The sequence below is a fragment of the Dermacoccus sp. PAMC28757 genome (genome assembly GCF_014302635.1).
Taxonomy (GTDB): Bacteria; Actinomycetota; Actinomycetes; order Actinomycetales; family Dermatophilaceae; genus Dermacoccus; species Dermacoccus abyssi.
This window is the reverse complement of the sequence record NZ_CP060292.1, coordinates 2,133,576-2,150,378: the sequence shown is the minus strand read 5'-3', so window position 1 is coordinate 2,150,378 and position 16,803 is coordinate 2,133,576. Positions and strand designations below refer to the sequence as shown.

Here is a 16,803-nt window from a genome sequence, read left to right as displayed (position 1 = left end):
CTGAGGGACGCGAAACCTCGGATCGGCCCGGACACCACCACGGCGCGCGCGTCTGCCATGATGTCTCCCGGTTGCATGACGAGGAATACCGGTGAGAATCCGGAGCGGTCCCGCCACTGTGAGCTTCCCTTCGAAGCGAGCCAGGACGTCGTCATCACCTGCCACGTGCACGAGCCGTGGCATCTCGTACGGCAAGCGTGGTCACTTGCCAGGAGGATTCGTGATGTCCCGTTACCCCTTCACGGCCGTCGTCGGCGCAGACGACCTCGAACTGGCTCTCGTGCTGACGACAATCTCACCGGCCATCGGTGGTGTGCTCGTTCGCGGCGAGAAGGGCACGGCCAAGTCGACCATCGTGCGCGGGCTCGTCGACGTGCTCCCCCGGATCGACGTCGTCGCCGGATGCCGCTACAGCTGCGACCCGCGGACCCCGGAGCCGAACTGCCCCGACGGCCCTCACGACGCCGACGGTGACGCCACGAGTCGCCCGGTCCGTCTTGTCGAACTTCCCGTCGGCGCCGGCGACGACCGAGTCAGTGGCTCGCTCGATCTGGCCCGGGCCTTGGGCGCCGGCAGCGCCGAGTTCCGCCCCGGCCTGCTCGCCGAGGCCAACCGTGGGTTGCTCTACGTCGACGAGGTCAACCTCCTGCACGACCACCTCGTCGACCTCCTGCTCGACGCGTCCGCGATGGGCAGCAACACCGTCGAGCGTGACGGCATGTCGGTGACGCACGCAGCCCGTTTCGTCCTCGTCGGCACGATGAACCCCGAGGAGGGCGAACTCCGCCCCCAGCTGCTCGACCGCTTCGGCCTCTCCGTCGACGTCGCAGCCTCGCGTGACCCCGAGGTCCGCGCCGAAGTCGTCACGCGTCGCCTCGCCTTCGACGCGAACCCCGATGCGTTCCTCGAACGATTCGCGGGCCATCAGGCTCGCCTGCGAGAGCGCATCGCCGCGGCCCAGGAGCGTGTCGGAGGGGTTGTCCTTTCCCCGTGGGCGCTGCGCACCATCGCCCGCGTGTGTGCCGGCTTCGACGTCGACGGGATGCGTGCCGATATCGTCATCGCGCGAACGGCCAGTGCGCACGCCGCGTGGCGTGGCGCCGACGCCGTCGAGCGTGAGGACATCCGCGCAGCGGCCGTCCTTGCGCTCGCACACCGCCGACGCCGCGGCCCCTTCGACCCGCCCGGCCTGGACGAAGACCTTCTCGATCGGCTGCTCGACGAGGAACCGCCCCCGCCGCCCGAGGGCGGCGACGATCCCGGCGACGAGCCGCAGGAGCCCGACGACGAGGAGCCGTCCAACTCCGAGGCCGCCGACGGGAGCGAAGCGACTGACGGGCCAAGCGCCGATTCTCCTCAATCGCCGCCTGCCCAGGACGACAGCCCGCGTGACGAGCAGTCACCCACGTCCTCGCACGACACGCACGCCGAGACAGAGGCGGATCAGAGCCCTGCCGATACACAGGACGAACCGCAGAACGCGGCCGCACCCGTCGCGACGGCATCGGTCGGCGCCCCCTACCGCCCACAGCGCTTCGAACTGTCGAGCATCGGTCGAGGTGAGGCCGGACGACGCAGCCGCGCCGAAACGACGACGGGCCGCGTCGTCGGTGTACGCCCCGATCGTGAGGGCAAGGTCCACCTCCTCGCGACGGTCCGCGAAGCGGCCGTGCGGCAAGTAGCACGGAAGGCCGAGCCCGGCTCGGGGCTCCTCGTCGAACCGGCGGACCTGCGCCATGCGCGGATCATGGGCCGTGAATCCAACCTCGTCCTCTTCTGCGTGGATGCCTCGGGCTCGATGGCCGCACGCAAGCGGATGAGCGAGGTCAAGACCGCCGTGCTCTCGCTCTTGCTCGACGCCTACGAGCGTCGCGACAAGGTTGGCCTCGTGACGTTCGCCGGCGACGGTGCCCGCCTCGTCCTGCCGCCGACCTCCTCCGTCGACCGAGCCGCGACCCTGCTCGCCGACGTTCCGCACGGCGGGCGCACCCCTGTCGCGGAGGGCCTGCTCGAAGCGGCGGACGTGCTGCGCATCGAGCGGCTGCGCGACCCGAACCGACGTCCCCTGCTCGTGCTCGTCACCGACGGCCGCGCGACGAGCGGCGAGCGCGCCCTCGAGCGAGCCTTCGACGTGGCCGATAGGTGGCACTCCCTCGACGTCGAGACGATCGTCGTCGACTGCGAATCGGGACGCTTCCGACTCGGCCTCGCGGGGCAGCTCGCCCAGCGGATGCTGGCCCGTCACGTACCCCTCGAGCAGGTCTCGGCCACCGGCCTCATCGACGCCATCGCTCCCGCGGCGACGCCGCGCACCTCGAACGGGAAGGCAGCCTGATGCCCCAGGGACAGACCCCCAGCACTCCGGACGACGGCCTCACGACCCGTCAGCGCCGCAACCGCCCCCTCGTCGTCGTCCACCACGGCGCGGGCAAGGGCAAGTCGACGGCCGCCTTCGGGCTCGCGCTGCGCGCCTGGAACCAGGGCTGGTCGATCGGCGTCTTCCAATTCGTGAAGTCCGCCAAGTGGCGCATCGGTGAGCAGGCCGCGCTCGAAGCGCTCGGTGAAGTCCACACGAGCACGGGCCAGGGTGGCCCGGTCGAGTGGCACAAGATGGGCTCCGGCTGGTCGTGGTCGCGCCGCGCCGGCTCCGAGGAGGACCACGCTGCCGATGCGCTCGAGGGGTGGCGCGAGATCCAGCGACGACTGGCCGCCGATACACACGGCTTCTACGTCCTCGACGAATTCACCTACCCCATCAAGTGGGGTTGGATCGACCCGCACGAGGTGGCCGAGACCCTGTCCTCGCGCCCCGGCCACCAGCACGTCGTCATCACCGGACGTGACCCGCACCCCGCGCTCATCGAGGTCGCCGATCTCGTGACGGAGATGACGAAGGTGAAGCACCCGTTCGATTCCGGCCAGAAGGGCCAGCGGGGCATCGAATGGTGAGTGGATCAGGGGCGCGCGACTCACACGTGCTCCCTCGCGTCGTCCTCGCTGCGCCCTCGTCGGGGCAGGGCAAGACGACGGTCAGCGTCGGTGTCATGGCCGCGCTGGCCGCGCGCGGGTTGAATGTGGCGCCGGCCAAGGTCGGCCCGGACTTCATCGACCCCGGCTACCACGCGCTCGCCACGGGGCGCGTCGGGCGCAACCTCGATCCGTGGATGCAGGGTGAGGAACGCATCGCGCCGCTTCTGCTCGCCGGGGCCCACCAGCCGGACCCTGCGGACGTTGCCGTCATCGAAGGTGTCATGGGCCTTTTCGACGGTCGACTCGGCACGGACGGTTTCGCCTCGACGGCTCACGTCGCTCGGCTCACACAGTCGCCTGTCGTCCTCGTCGTCGACATCTCCTCGGCGAGCCGGAGCGTTGCGGCTGTCGTTCACGGGCTGCGCTCGTTCGACCCGCGCCTCGACGTCGCGGGCGTCATCCTCAACAAGGCCGGGTCGCCGCGGCACGCCGACGAAGTGCGCCGGGCCTGCGCCGAGGCCGACATCCGTGTGCTCGGTTCCATGCCGCGCGACGCAGGCGTCAGCGTTCCGTCCCGCCATCTCGGACTCGTGCCCGCCGAGGAGAGCGCGGACGCCCGCGCCACGCTCGACCACCTCGCGCGTGCCACCGCAGAGCACATTGACCTCGATGCGCTGCTCGAGGTGGCCCGCGCCGCGGCGCCGCTTGAGGCGACACCGTGGACGCCACCCGCGCGTCAGCTCGCGCCCGGTGACGAACGACCCAGGGTGGCCGTCGCCGGCGGCCGCGCCTTCACATTCCGCTACGCCGAGACCGACGAGCTGCTGCGCGCCCAGGGCCTCGAACCCGTCGTCTTCGATCCCGTGACGGACGAGGCTCTGCCCGAGGGCACGCGTGGCCTCTACCTCGGCGGCGGCTTCCCGGAGGTACACGCTGCGGCGCTCGCGAAGAACCGATCGCTGCTCAATCACGTTGCCGCGGCTGTCCGCGCGGGGGTACCGACCGTCGCTGAGTGCGCGGGCATGCTCTACCTCCTCGCCGAGGTCGACGGACACCGCTTCGCCGACGTCATCGACGCGCGCGCGACGATGAGCCCGCGCCTCACCCTCGGCTACCGCGAGGCGATCGACCCAGCCTTCCCGGACAACCCGCCCGTGCGCGGCCACGAGTTCCACCGCACCGTCACCGAGCCCCGTACGGGCGGGCAGCCCGCCTGGGAGTTCGACGGTGCTGCCGAGGGATTCGCGCTCGACCCCGCGGGCGCCGGGCACCCCACCGTTCACGCGTCCTACCTCCACACGCACTGGGCCGGAGCGCCGGAGCGGGCCGTCACGTTCGCGGACGCCGTTCACGCCGGCCCGCAGGCTCCGTCTGCGCCCGGCGCCCACGGACGAAGCTTCTTCTCCGGGGAAACGCCGGTCGGCAACCCCACGCTCTTCCACGGCGACGACGAGCTGGACGAGGCACTGATCGACTTCGCCGTCAACGTCCGCGCCGCGCAGCCACCCGCCGACCTCACGCGGCACCTCGCCTCCAATCTCTCCGGCCTCGCGGCGTACCCCCGTGCCGATGCCGCCCGGGACGCCGTCGCAGCGCGTCACGGGGTCGCGCCGCATCAGGTGCTGCTGACGAACGGTGCGGCGGAGGCCTTCACCCTCATCTCGCGCGGTCTCGAGTTCGACACGCCCCTCGTGGTTCACCCCCAGTTCAGCGAGCCCGACGCCGCCCTGAAGCGCGCAGGCCATCGGCCGAGACCTCACATCGTGCGAACGTGGCTCGGCGAGAGCCTCGACAGCGTTCCGGATGACGCCGACCTCGTCGTCGTCGGGAACCCGACGAACCCCACGGGTGCGCTTCACTCCCGGGCCGAGCTTCTCGCCCTGCGCCGACCGGGCCGGATCCTCGTCGTCGACGAGGCGTTCATGGACCTCGTGCCCGGCGAGCACGCCTCGCTCGTCAACGGACCCGTCGACGACGTCGAGGGCCTGCTTGTCGTCCGCTCGCTGACGAAGACCTGGTCGATCGCCGGCCTGCGCGCCGGCTACCTCGTCGGCGACACCGAGCTCGTCGCCCTGTGTTCTCACGCCCAACCGCACTGGTCGGTCAACACGCTCGCGGCCGAGGCCGCGATCTTCACGACCTCACCAAGCGCCCTGCGCCAGGTGGCTGAGTGGGCTGTCGAGACCGAGCAGTGGCGCGAACACCTCGTCGACCGACTACGCGCGCTCGGTCTGGACCCCTTGCCGTCCCGCGCACCGTTCGTCACGGTCGAGGTGGGAACGGGCGTCCACGCACGACTGCGAGAGGAGGGCTTCGCCACACGGCGTTGCGAGACCTTTCCCGGCCTCGGGCCCGAATGGATCCGACTCGCTGTGCGTGACCCGCTGACGACGGACGCCCTCCTCGCCGCCCTCGGGCGAGTCCTCCAGCGAACCGGCGAGGCGGACCCGAGGGAGCCCAGGTCATGAAGCAAGCTCTTGTCCATCGCACCGACGAGCGCGTCGGGGTTGTCGTCGCCGACCTCGCAGAACGGGGCTTTCGGGTCGACGTTCCCGCGCAGGAACGGTCCGCCGTCACGGAGGATCTGGCTGCGCGGGGCCAGCTCACCCATGTCGAGGAGCCGGACCCCTTCGCGTATGCCCTGGTCGTCGACGCGTCCGCGCACCTGAAGGGTGTTGCGCCCGACGCCCGAAGTTCGGGCAGTTCCGCGCGGAAGGCAACGGGGGCGGTGGTCCTCGTCGGAGGCGGCCCAGGCGACCCCGGGCTGCTCACCGTGGCTGGGCTCGAGGCCGTCAAGCAGGCCGACGTCGTCGTCTACGACCGGCTCGCGCCCTTGGCCTCACTCGCGCAAGCGCGGCCGGACGCCGAACTCGTCAACGTCGGCAAGATCCCGCGCGGGGAATTCACGCCGCAGGAGACGATCAACGCCCTCCTCGTCGAGCGCGCCCGCGAAGGCAAGCACGTCGTCCGCCTCAAGGGCGGCGACAACTTCGTCTTCGGCCGCGGCGGCGAGGAGTGGCTCGCCTGCGCCGACGCCGGCGTCCCGGTGACGCTCGTCCCCGGCGTGACCTCCGCGGTCGCGGTTCCGGCGCTCGCAGGCATCCCGCTCACCCATCGCAGCCTCACGCAGGGCTTCAGCGTCGTCAGCGGCCACGTGCCGCCCGGCGACCCGCGCTGCACCGTCGACTGGCGCTCACTCGCCACCGGCGGGCTGACGATCGTCGTGCTCATGGGCGTGGCCAACCTGCGAGCGATCGCCGGCGAGCTCCAACGCCACGGCCTGGCACCAACCACGCCGGCGGCCTGCATCGCCGACGGTGCGACACCGACGCAACGACACGTCGTCACACCGCTCGCCGACCTTGCCGACGCCGTGGCGCGAGGCGGGCTCGAGCCGCCGGCCATCACGGTGATCGGCGATGTTGTCACGGCTTTGGGAGGCGCTGATGGCTAGCCTCCTCGCGGGTTTGCGACTGGCCATGGGCACCCTGAGCGTCGTTCCGGTCGGGGAGGTCGACACCTCCCGTTCCACAGCACGCGTCGCCATGACGCTCGCACCGGTGGCGGCTCTCCCGGTGGCGGTGGGCGTCGGCCTCACGGTGTGGGCCGCCGATCTCGCGCAACTCAGTCCGCTCGTCCTCGGGTTCCTCGCTGTGGCTGTCTCCGCTTTGCTCACCCGCTGCATGCACCTCGACGGACTCGCCGACACTGCCGACGGTCTCGGCGCCGGATGGAATCGCGAGCGGGCGCTCGCCGTCATGAAGCGAGGCGACATCGGCCCCATGGGCGCGGTCGCCCTCGTCGTGGTGCTGGGTCTGGAAGCGGCCGGGGTGGCGGCCCTCGTCGATCACCCCCTCCTCGTCTCAGCCGCGTGGTGCGCCGGCCGGGCCGCCTGTCCCGCCCTGGCAGCCGGCCCATCCCCCGCGACAACCGGAGGAATGGGCGCCCTCATGACGCGCACCGTCTCCCCCACGATCGCCGCGCTTGTCGTCGCGCTCGTCGGCCTCGCTCTGGCTGGGGTCGCGGCTCTGTCCGGCCTGCAGCCGATCGGAGCGTGCGTCGCGGCCGCCGTCGCCGTCGTCGTGGTGTGCGCTCTGGTCCTCGTGTGTCGTCGCAGCTTCGGTGGTATCACCGGCGACGTGTTCGGCGCCGCCGTCGAACTCGCCACCGCGGCCCTCCTCGTCGTGCTCGCTTCCGGAGCGTGGCGATGAAGACCCTCGTCACGGGAGGCGTTCGCTCGGGCAAGTCGACCTACGCCGAGGGCCTCCTCGCCGACGCAACGTACGTGGCCACCGGCGCACCCCGCGACGACGCCGACTGGCAGGAGCGGGTACGGCTCCACCAGGAGCGGCGGCCGGCTTCGTGGCGGACGCTCGAAACCCTCGACGTTGCGGCAGCCCTCACCGCGACAACCGGCCCGATCTTGCTCGATGACGTCGGCAACTGGCTCTCGCGCACGCTCGACGCCCTCGAAGCCTGGAACGACGAGAACCCGCGGCGCGGATGGCAGACGGCGTACCGCGACGCGAGTGAGTCTCTCGTCGGCGCCATCGCGAACTACGAGGACGACCTCGTCATCGTGACGAGCGAAGTCGGCTTCGGCCTCGTCTCTCCGTACGCCTCCGGCCGACTGTTCACCGACGAACTCGGCCGGCTCAACCAACGCATCGCCACTGCCTGTGACGAGGTCGTCCTCGTGGTCGCGGGCTGCCCCCTCGTCATCAAGGACGCACACCGATGAACGCACGCGCGCTCGGACTTCTCCTCGGTTACGGTGCCGACCGCCTGCTCGGCGACCCACAGCGTGGCCACCCTGTGGCGGGCTTCGGGACGTGGGCTCTGGCGTGTGAGCGGCAGCTCTACGCACCCAGCCGGACGCGCGGCACCTGCTTCGTCGTCGTGACGACGGCCCCGTGGGTGGGGCTGGCGGTGCTCGCGACGCACGGCCCCGCCTCGCGCACGCTCGTCACCGCCGCGGTCACATGGGCCGCCCTCGGAGGCCGCAGTCTCGAGCGCGAGGCACTCGCGGTGCACGAGTTGCTCTTCGAGGGCGAACTCGAAGGCGCCCGCCAGCGGATCCGGTCACTCGTGGGCCGGGACAGGAGCGCGCTGGAGGCCCCCGACGTCGCCCGCGCCGTCGTCGAATCGCTCGCCGAGAACCAGTCCGACGCCGTGGCAGCCACGCTCGTCTGGGGTGCTCTCGCGGGCGCTCCTGGGATCGTGCTCCACCGCTGCGTCAACACCCTCGACGCGATGGTCGGACACCGGTCCGAGCGCTACGCGGACTTCGGCTGGGCCGCCGCCCGCCTCGACGACGTCCTCAACTGGACGCCGGCGCGGGTCAGCTTGCTCGCAACGGCTGCCGTCGTAGGTGCGACCGACGGCACGAGTGCGGCGCGGCGCGTGCTCACCGGCGCCTCCCGCGACGGCGCACGGCACCCCAGCCCCAACGCCGGCCCCGTGGAAGCGGCTGCGGGGTACGCCCTCGGTGTGCAGCTCGGGGGGCTCACCACCTATGGCGACCGCGTGGAAGACCGCGGTCAGCTGGGCGACGGCCGTCCCGTGTCCGTCCGTGATATCCGGCGCGCGGCAACGCTGACGCGACAGGTCGGCCTCGTCGTCCTCGGGGCCGCAGTGACCGCGACCGCCATGGGTGGACGGCTTCGACGCCGGTAGACCCTCGGGCACGAGCAAGCTAGCCCTGGTCGTTCACCCACCGCACGACCGCTGCTGCGTCGTCGAGTTCGCGCATTCCGGCCGGTGATGGGGGTCGCCTGACGACGACGACCCGAACGCCCAGCTCCCGCGCGGCCGTCAGCTTGGCCTCGGTGTACCGGCCGCCAGAATCCTTGGTCAACAGGACGTCGATGCCGTGCTCGCGCATGAGGGCGCGTTCGCCCTCGACGTCGTACGGCCCACGGTCGAGCACGACCGTCCACCGGGGCGGGGGCGCTGCGAGCGGTTCGACGACCCGCACGAGGACGTCGCGATCCGCCCATGGCGCGAAGTGAGTGAGCGTCTGACGCCCCGTCGTGAGGAACGGACGTTCGCCCAAGCCTTCTGCCGCGGTGCGGGCGGCGGCGTAGCCGTCCGCCCACGTCCACGTTCCGGCATCAGGGTGCCCCTCCCACCCCGGTCGGGCGAGCCTGACAACGGGCACCGCGACCGGAGCGGCAGCCTCGCGAGCGTTCTCCGCCATCCGTGTTGCGAACGGATGTGTGGCCACGACCAGGTGGGTGAACCCGCCGTCGCGCAGGAAGGCCGCCAGCCCGTCAGCTCCGCCGAAACCGCCGATCCGCACCGGGCCCACGGGCAACCGTGGCCGTGACACCCGGCCCGCAAGCGAGGAGAGCACGCCCACACCTGCCTCGGTGAGCGAGGACGCCAGGTCGCGCGCTTCGGCCGTGCCCCCGAGCACGAGCACCTTCGGTTCGTTCACCCCGCAACCCTACGACCCCACGGGCATGCGGAAGGCCCCGCCCGACCGTGAGGTCGAACGGGGCCTTCTCGGATGATCCGTGGTGACGCGACTGCGCGTCACCGGTGGGATCAGTTGCCCGTGAGCTTCTCGCGCAGAGCGGCGAGAGCCTCGTCGGAAGCCAGCGTGCCCTCGGCCGGCGTCGAGCTCGAGGACGAGCTGGACGAGGAGGACGACGAAGACGTCGAGGACGAGGAGGAAGCGCTGGAGCTGTAGGACGTCGGGGCCGTCTCGCCGGAGGCAGCAGCCTCGGCGTCGTCCTTGCGCGCCTGCTCGATCTGAGCCTGGTGAGCCTCCCAGCGAGCGTGGGCGTCCGCGTACTGCTTCTCCCACTTCTCGCGCTGAGCCTCGTAGCCCTCGAGCCACTCGTTGGTCTCCGGGTCGAAGCCCTCGGGGTACTTGTAGTTACCCTGCTCGTCGTACTCGGCAGCCATGCCGTACAGCGTCGGGTCGAACTCGGCAGCCGCGGCGCCGTCCTCGTTGGCCTGCTTGAGGGACAGCGAGATGCGACGACGCTCGAGGTCGATGTCGATCACCTTGACGAAGATGTCGGAACCGACCGTAACGACCTGCTCCGGCAGCTCCACGTGACGCTCAGCGAGCTCGGAGATGTGGACGAGGCCCTCGATGCCGTCCTCGACGCGAACGAACGCGCCGAACGGAACGAGCTTCGTGACCTTGCCCGGCACGACCTGGCCGATGGCGTGCGTGCGAGCGAAGTGCTGCCACGGGTCTTCCTGCGTCGCCTTGAGCGAGAGGGAGACGCGCTCGCGGTCCATGTCGACGTCGAGAACCTCGACGGTGACTTCCTGACCGACCTCGACGACCTCGGACGGGTGGTCAATGTGCTTCCAGGACAGCTCGGAGACGTGAACGAGACCGTCGACGCCACCGAGGTCGACGAACGCACCGAAGTTGACGATGGACGAGACGACGCCGGAGCGCACCTGGCCCTTCTGCAGCTCCTTGAGGAACGTGGTGCGGACCTCGGACTGGGTCTGCTCGAGCCACGCGCGACGCGACAGAACGACGTTGTTGCGGTTCTTGTCGAGCTCGATGATCTTGGCCTCGATCTCCTTGCCGACGTACGGCTGGAGGTCGCGGACGCGACGCATCTCCACGAGCGAAGCCGGGAGGAAGCCGCGCAGGCCGATGTCGAGGATGAGACCACCCTTGACGACCTCGATGACCGTACCGGTGACGACGCCGTCGTCTTCCTTGATCTTCTCGATCGTGCCCCAGGCGCGCTCGTACTGCGCACGCTTCTTGGACAGGATGAGGCGGCCTTCCTTGTCCTCCTTCTGGAGAACGAGGGCTTCGACCTCGTCACCGACGTTGACGACCTCACCGGGGTCGACGTCGTGCTTGATCGAGAGCTCGCGCGAGGGGATGACACCCTCGGTCTTGTAACCGATGTCGAGGAGAACCTCGTCGCGGTCAACCTTGACGATGACACCTTCGACGATGTCACCGTCGTTGAAGTGCTTGATCGTCGCGTCGATGGCGGCGAGCAGCTCTTCCTCCGAACCGATGTCGTTGACAGCGATCTGGGAGGTCGTAGTGGAAGTCATGTGTAAGAAGTAACTTTCGGTGGGCAATTCGGGAGGACGCACAGCCGGGAGGCGCACGCCCTGAGCGGACAGGACAAGCTAGGTATCGCACTCGAATTCACGGTGCACGGCTGCAGAATGCACCCGCGCGTTGTGATTCTCGAGCGTCTCGCCTTCGGTCACCTGGTCGTTCCCACTGCGTGCCCCCTCGGCCTGTGACAGCCTTGTGAGCGCAGAACGGGTCGGATCCGAAGTGATCGGGCACGAAACCACAGCGATACGCGCCTTCATCCTATCGAACGGCGCACCGTCACCCAAACCGGGCCTGGGAACGCGCTGGACGCTCGTCGCCGCGTCATTCCGCGGGGCCGCGACGACGGACGGCCTCCCCCTCCCGTAGCGTCGGGGCCATGAACGAGACGCCCGACCGCGCCGGTCGCTTCACCGTATCGGGGCCAGAGAGCACCCGGGCCAATCGCGCCTGGTGGGACGGCGAGGCCGACGAGTACATGGCCGAGCACGGCGCCTTCCTCGGTGACGCCGAGCTCGTCTGGGGTCCGGAGGGGTGGACCGAGGCGGAGCTGCGCATTCTGGGACCGGAGGGCTCCCTCGACGGGCGGGACGTGCTCGAGTTCGGCTCGGGCGCAGCACAGGCCGGGCGCTGGTGCGCGGGCCAGGGAGCGCGGGTCGTCGCCACCGACCTGTCCCTGGGCATGCTGCGCCAGGGCGCACACATCGATGACGCCCGGCAATCGGCGTCCGTGCCGAAGCACGCCGGGCCGGCTCTCGCGCAGTGTGACGCGTCGTGCCTGCCCTTCGCCGACAACGCGTTCGACGTCGTGTTCTCCGCCTTCGGCGCCGTTCCGTTCATCGCCGACACGGCTGCCCTCATGCGCGAACTCGCCCGCGTGACGAAGCCCGGCGGCCTCGTCGCCTTCTCCACGACGCACCCTCTTCGCTGGACGCTTCCCGACGTGCCCGACGAGAGCGGCCTTCTGGTCACGTACTCCTACTTCGACACGACGCCCTACGCCGAGGCGCGCGGCGAGCGAGTGCTGTACGCCGAGCACCACCGCACCCTCGAAGCCCGCGTGGCGGAGCTGCTCGGCGCCGGGCTCGTCCTCGAACAGCTGCGCGAGTTGCCGTGGAAGGAGGCGAACAACCAGACGTGGGGCGGCTGGAGCCCCCTCCGAGGAAATCTCGTGCCCGGCACGCTCGTCCTCACCGGGCGAAAGCCCCGCACCTGAAGATGCTCGCCTCGAACAAGGGCGGCCACAGGCCCCTGGAGACGTCCGCAAGGCCGACGGATAACGAGAGGGCCGACCACGTGCTCACGTGATCGGCCCTCTCGTTCGTGTTCTCAGCGGTTGAGGATGTGCTCGGTCTCCCCCGCCGTGAGGACGTGCCCTTCGTCGGCCTCGGGGTGCTCGCGGAACCAGGCGATGGTGCGCTCCAGGCCCGTCTCGACGCTCACCTTCGGCGACCAGCCGAGGAGCGCCTGCGCCTTCGTCGTGTCCGGACGGCGCACCGTCGGGTCGTCCGTCGGGCGGGCGATGTACTGAATCTCGGACGAGGTACCCGTGAGGTCGATGATCCACTGCGCGAGGTCACGCATCGAGATCTCGTGCGGGTTGCCGATGTTGACCGGGCCCGGGTCGTGCGTCTCGAGCAGCATCGCAAGGATGCCGTCGACGAGGTCGTCCACGTAGCAGATCGAACGGGTCTGGCTACCGTCGCCGCTCACCGTCACCGGTTCACCGGCCAGCGCCTGACGCACGAAGTTCGGGATGGCTCGACCGTCGTTGGGGCGCATCCGCGGACCGAACGTGTTGAAGATGCGAACGATCGACGCATCGACCCCACGGTTGTCGCGGTAAGCGAGAACGAGAGCCTCGGCGTACCGCTTGGCCTCGTCGTAGACGCCGCGCGGACCCACCGGGTTGACGTGCCCCCAGTACGTCTCGGGCTGCGGGTGAACCTGCGGGTCACCGTAGACCTCGGACGTCGACGCGAGAACGAGCCTCGCGCCCTTGCGTTGAGCCAGCTCGAGCGCGTTCTGCGTACCCATCGACCCGACGCGCAGCGTCTCGATCGGCATCTTGAGATAGTCGACCGGAGAGGCGGGCGAGGCGAAGTGCAGGACGCCGTCGACGTCGCCGTCGATGTCGAACGGTTCCGTCACGTCGTGCTCGACAAGAGCGAAGCGATCACCCACGAGGTGGGCGACGTTGGTGGCGCGGCCGGTGACGAAGTTGTCGACGGCCACCACTGAATGACCCCGGCGGAGCAGGGTCTCGCCCAGGTGTGAGCCGAGAAACCCTGCCCCGCCGGTGATGACGACGCGCATGGTCAGTACTGAACCCCGTCGTCGCGGCGGTCACCGAACACCATGTTGGCGTTGTCGTTCCCGTTGCCGTCACGGTAGTCGTCGCGGTAGTCGTCGCGACGCTCCTCGGCGTGGGCACCGACCGAGCGGCGCGCACGCATCGACACGATGAGACCCAGGACCAGCGCGAGCAGACCCAGCAGGCCGAGCACGAGCGGCGCCCAGTTACGCAGAATGTTGAGCTGGCTGCCCTTCGACTTGTACTCGTCGACGTTCTTGGCCACCGTCTCCGGCGTCATCGTGGAGGTCGTGTCCATCGCGTTGACGGGCTCCTGGCCCTCCACCTCAAGCGTCTGCTTCTGCTTCTCCTGAAGCTTCATCATGACGCCGGTCACCGGGTCGACCCAGATGGTGCGCTCGTTGGCGTACGTGCGGTCGGCCGTCTGCTTGCCCTTTTCGAGACCGAAGATCTCGCCGGGGACGTCCATCTTGGTGAACGTCGTCTTCGGGACCGACTGCGTGAACTTGTACGTCTTCATGCCGTTGATCTTGTCCTCGCCCGCGAACTTCACGGGGATGGCCTTGGCAAGCGTCGTGTCCCAGTACTCGTACTTGGCGTCCTTGTCGACCTGGAAGGGGAACTTGATCGTCTGGCCCTTGATGTCGACCGGCTTGCCGTTGAGCTCGTTACCGTCCCACTTGACGGCTTCGCCCGTGGAGCGGTCGATGGCGACCCGCTGCGTCGTGGCACTCATCGGCGGGGCCTTCATCTGGCCCTTGTCGTCGAAGTTGTCGGTGGACTGCCACTGGTCGATGACGACGACGTCGCGACCGAGCTCCTTCGAAACCTTCTCGCTCGCGGCCTTGTCGGCCACGACGGTTGCCTTGGTGAGGATCTTGCCGCTGCCGGCCTTCACCTTGTCGGCGTCGAAGTACTTCGCGTTGTCGTCAGCCACGGTCTGCTGCGTGTTCTGGTTGAGCGGAACGACCGCGAGTTTGGGGTAGGCGTAGAACCGCATGAGGAGCGCCATCGTGAGGAAGAACGCCCCGAATCCGATCATCACAGCAGCCTTGCGCACTGGATCCTCCTAGGGGAACGAGAAAACTTACGCGACGGTAACACCTTCGGAGCCCCTCGTGTGACCCGATTCACGAAGTAGATGACCTCGGACGTTCCCACAGCGTCAGAACAGAGTCCACCACGTCGATGAGACCCACGTCACTCGCCACGCCGAGAAAGTGGACACCGGCGGCTTTCGCAGCCTCTTCGTCGGACTCCGCATCGCCGACGAAGAGGGTTCGCTTCCGCCCGATCCAGCCGTTCTCGGCCACCACGGCGTCGATGAGGCCGGGTGACGGCTTACGGCAGGTGCACTCCCCTGAGGCATGCGGGCACAGGCGGATGTCGTCGAGGTGAGCGCCCTCGGCTGCCAACTGCTCGACGAGGTGCGCGTGGACGGTTGCCAGGGCGTCCCAGGTGAGCGCGCCTGTCGATATCCCGCGCTGGTTCGTCACGAGGACCACCGGCACCCCGAGGGCGTTGAGCCGTGCCACGGACTCGGCAGCGCCGGGGAGCAACTCGAAGTCGCCGAGTGTGCGATAGCCGGGCTTGAGGATGTTGAGCGTGCCGTCACGGTCGAGCAGGACGGCGTCGAGGCCACCCGCGGTGGTCGGTCGAGGCAACGGCTCGTGGGCCAGGCCGCAGAGCCACTCCCGCGTCGGCGTCACGGTCAGGTGCGCTGGCTGAGGACGTCAACGGCCTCGCACCAGGCGTGGGCCCACAGCATGTGGACCTCCTGGATGCGGGGCGTCTCCACGCTCGGCACGACGAGGAGGTGGTCGACGGCGTCGCGCAGGTGCTCACCGCCGAGCCCGGTCATCGCGATCGTCGTCACGCCCATCTCCCGCGCCGTCGCGACGGACTGCACGATGTTGGCGCTGCGACCGCTCGTCGACATTGCGAGGTAGACGTCACCGGGGCGCGCGAGCGCGCGAACACCGCGGTCGAAGACGTGCTCGTAGCCGTAGTCGTTGCCGATGGCAGTGATCGACGACAGGCTTTCGGCCAGGTTGACCGCCGGAAGCGGCGCCCGGTCGTGGATGCACTTGCCGATGAACTCGGCCGCGACGTGGGACGCGATCGCTGCAGACCCTCCGTTGCCGGCGACGAGCACCTTGCCGCCTGCGGCGAGCGAACTGACGAGGGCCTCGCCGGCGGCGCGCACTTGGGCCGAGAGGTCGGGCTCCCGCAGCGCCTCGGCGAGGTGCAGCCAGGCGTCGATGCCGGCGTCGAGCTGCGCGGTCGTCGCGGCGCCAATGGCGTCGGGCGCGACGTCCTCGATCGGGTGAGCCATCAGTTCTGTCCTCTCCAGGTCGTGACGCCGTCGCGGCTGAAGATCGGCTCGGAGACGGTGAGGCCGAGGTCGATGAGTTCCTGGGCGACGAGGTGGCGACGCTCGAACTCGCAGACGAAGACCATGTGGCCGCCTCCGCCGGCGCCGGTGACCTTGCCTCCGAGGGCACCGCTCGCGAGGGCACGCTTCATCGCCTCGTCGATGAGCGGCGTCGTGATGCGCTCCGACATCTTCTGCTTCTCACGCCACGCTTCGCCGAGGAGGTGGCCGATCGTGTCGACCTCACCGCGCACGAGCGCGATCTTCATCTGCGCCGCGAGCTCCTTCTGAGCCCGCAGGCCTTCGAGCGCGGTCGCGTTGCCCGTCTCGTACCGGCTGCGCTGGTCCTCGATGATGTGGTCGCTCACGCGCGTCTGACCCGTGAAGGCGAGCAGCATGTTGTGCTCGAGCTCGTGCACCGTCGATTCGCGCACGCGCAACGGATTGACGACGACCTGGTCGCCGGTGAACTCGATGAAGTTGAAGCCGCCGAACGCTGCGGCGTACTGGTCCTGCGAACCACCGGGGATGCCGAGGTCCTCACGCTCGAGGCGGTAGGCGAGTTCGGCGATCTCGTACTCGGTGAGGTCGAGGCCGCAGTGCTGCGCGACGAGACCGATGACGGAGACCATGACGGCGCTCGAGCTGCCGAGACCCGACCCGGGCGGCGCTGCGGTGTGGAGGAACAGGTCGAAGCCCGTGACGGCGTGGGCGCCCGGAATCGTCCGGATGCGCGCGATGGCGGCCTTGGGCAGGTCGAGCTGACCGTTGTACTCCACGGGGTCGTCGACGCCGAATCCGATCGAATACCCGAAGTCGAGCGACTGGACAGTGATCCGGCCGTCGGTGCGCGGGCGCAGCGTCGAATAGGCGAACTGGCTGATGGTGCCCGACAGGACGCAGCCGCCCTCACGCTGGGGGAACGGCGCGACGTCCGTGCCGCCGCCGGCGAAACTCACCCGCAGCGGAGCACGCGCCCGCAGAACGGGTTTGCGGTAATCGAGACAGTCACGACCGGCCGGTGCGGCGTCGCCTGTGGGGGTTGCCCCCTCATGAGCCTTCATCTGCGGCTAGCCTCCATTCGAC

The 16,803-nt window shown here is 69.5% G+C and carries 15 protein-coding genes and 1 riboswitch; of the genes, 8 read left to right on the top strand and 7 right to left on the bottom strand.

The annotated features are described in order from the left end of the window. The first annotated feature begins 41 nt into the window (after positions 1 to 41). A riboswitch (cobalamin riboswitch) is annotated at positions 42 to 168 on the top strand. Positions 169 to 223: 55 nt separating this feature from the next. Genes H7F30_RS10265 through cbiB form a run of 7 tightly spaced genes read left to right on the top strand, consistent with a single transcriptional unit; the run spans position 224 to position 8,646 of the window. Continuing rightward, positions 224 to 2,335 (top strand): VWA domain-containing protein, encoded by a 2,112-nt coding sequence (locus tag H7F30_RS10265; RefSeq protein WP_129663413.1) that lies wholly within the window; start codon positions 224 to 226, stop codon positions 2,333 to 2,335. After that, positions 2,335 to 2,949, top strand: a complete 615-nt coding sequence (gene cobO / locus H7F30_RS10260; protein ID WP_129663412.1) for a cob(I)yrinic acid a,c-diamide adenosyltransferase — start codon at positions 2,335 to 2,337, stop codon at positions 2,947 to 2,949. Before H7F30_RS10265 ends, cobO begins: the two co-directional genes overlap by 1 nt. A gap of 26 nt (positions 2,950 to 2,975) precedes the next feature. Then, positions 2,976 to 5,438: a cobyrinate a,c-diamide synthase gene (locus tag H7F30_RS10255; protein WP_240730108.1), complete on the top strand. Its 2,463-nt coding sequence runs from the start codon at positions 2,976 to 2,978 to the stop codon at positions 5,436 to 5,438. Continuing rightward, complete coding sequence (gene cobA / locus H7F30_RS10250; RefSeq protein ID WP_129663408.1) at positions 5,435 to 6,424, top strand: uroporphyrinogen-III C-methyltransferase; 990 nt, start codon at positions 5,435 to 5,437, stop codon at positions 6,422 to 6,424. Before H7F30_RS10255 ends, cobA begins: the two co-directional genes overlap by 4 nt. Next, entirely contained in the window at positions 6,417 to 7,181 is a 765-nt protein-coding gene (locus tag H7F30_RS10245) for an adenosylcobinamide-GDP ribazoletransferase (protein WP_255464744.1), read from the top strand. The genes cobA and H7F30_RS10245 overlap by 8 nt, the downstream gene beginning before the upstream one ends. After that, a complete protein-coding gene (locus H7F30_RS10240) occupies positions 7,178 to 7,711 on the top strand; it encodes a bifunctional adenosylcobinamide kinase/adenosylcobinamide-phosphate guanylyltransferase (RefSeq protein ID WP_129663837.1) in 534 nt (177 codons plus the stop codon). Before H7F30_RS10245 ends, H7F30_RS10240 begins: the two co-directional genes overlap by 4 nt. Further along, complete coding sequence (cbiB, locus tag H7F30_RS10235; RefSeq protein WP_129663406.1) at positions 7,708 to 8,646, top strand: adenosylcobinamide-phosphate synthase CbiB; 939 nt, start codon at positions 7,708 to 7,710, stop codon at positions 8,644 to 8,646. The genes H7F30_RS10240 and cbiB overlap by 4 nt, the downstream gene beginning before the upstream one ends. 19 nt (positions 8,647 to 8,665) lie before the next feature. Here the strand turns inward: cbiB and H7F30_RS10230 are convergent, their stop codons facing one another. After that, positions 8,666 to 9,409, bottom strand: coding sequence for a cobalt-precorrin-6A reductase (locus tag H7F30_RS10230; protein WP_187034942.1), 744 nt, complete (start codon positions 9,407 to 9,409; stop codon positions 8,666 to 8,668). A 110-nt stretch (positions 9,410 to 9,519) separates the two neighbouring features. After that, a complete protein-coding gene (gene rpsA / locus H7F30_RS10225) occupies positions 9,520 to 11,019 on the bottom strand; it encodes a 30S ribosomal protein S1 (RefSeq protein ID WP_047312744.1) in 1,500 nt (499 codons plus the stop codon). Between the two features lie 389 nt (positions 11,020 to 11,408). On the opposite strand from rpsA, the gene H7F30_RS10220 reads away from it, so the two are divergent. Continuing rightward, entirely contained in the window at positions 11,409 to 12,245 is an 837-nt protein-coding gene (locus H7F30_RS10220) for a class I SAM-dependent methyltransferase (RefSeq protein WP_129663401.1), read from the top strand. A gap of 113 nt (positions 12,246 to 12,358) precedes the next feature. Here the strand turns inward: H7F30_RS10220 and H7F30_RS10215 are convergent, their stop codons facing one another. The 5 genes from H7F30_RS10215 to H7F30_RS10195 form a co-directional block, all read right to left on the bottom strand. Next, positions 12,359 to 13,345 carry a UDP-glucuronic acid decarboxylase family protein gene (locus H7F30_RS10215; protein ID WP_129663399.1) on the bottom strand — a complete coding sequence of 329 codons (987 nt, stop codon included), beginning with the start codon at positions 13,343 to 13,345 and terminating at the stop codon, positions 12,359 to 12,361. Between the two features lie 2 nt (positions 13,346 to 13,347). Continuing rightward, positions 13,348 to 14,385, bottom strand: a complete 1,038-nt coding sequence (locus H7F30_RS10210; RefSeq protein ID WP_255464743.1) for a DUF3068 domain-containing protein — start codon at positions 14,383 to 14,385, stop codon at positions 13,348 to 13,350. Positions 14,386 to 14,473: 88 nt separating this feature from the next. Then, positions 14,474 to 15,052 (bottom strand): HAD-IIIA family hydrolase, encoded by a 579-nt coding sequence (locus tag H7F30_RS10205; RefSeq protein WP_165357857.1) that lies wholly within the window; start codon positions 15,050 to 15,052, stop codon positions 14,474 to 14,476. A 2-nt stretch (positions 15,053 to 15,054) separates the two neighbouring features. After that, positions 15,055 to 15,678, bottom strand: coding sequence for an SIS domain-containing protein (locus tag H7F30_RS10200; RefSeq protein WP_165357856.1), 624 nt, complete (start codon positions 15,676 to 15,678; stop codon positions 15,055 to 15,057). Beyond that, a complete protein-coding gene (locus H7F30_RS10195) occupies positions 15,678 to 16,781 on the bottom strand; it encodes a GHMP kinase (protein ID WP_187034940.1) in 1,104 nt (367 codons plus the stop codon). The genes H7F30_RS10200 and H7F30_RS10195 overlap by 1 nt, the downstream gene beginning before the upstream one ends. Between the last annotated feature and the right edge of the window lie 22 nt (positions 16,782 to 16,803).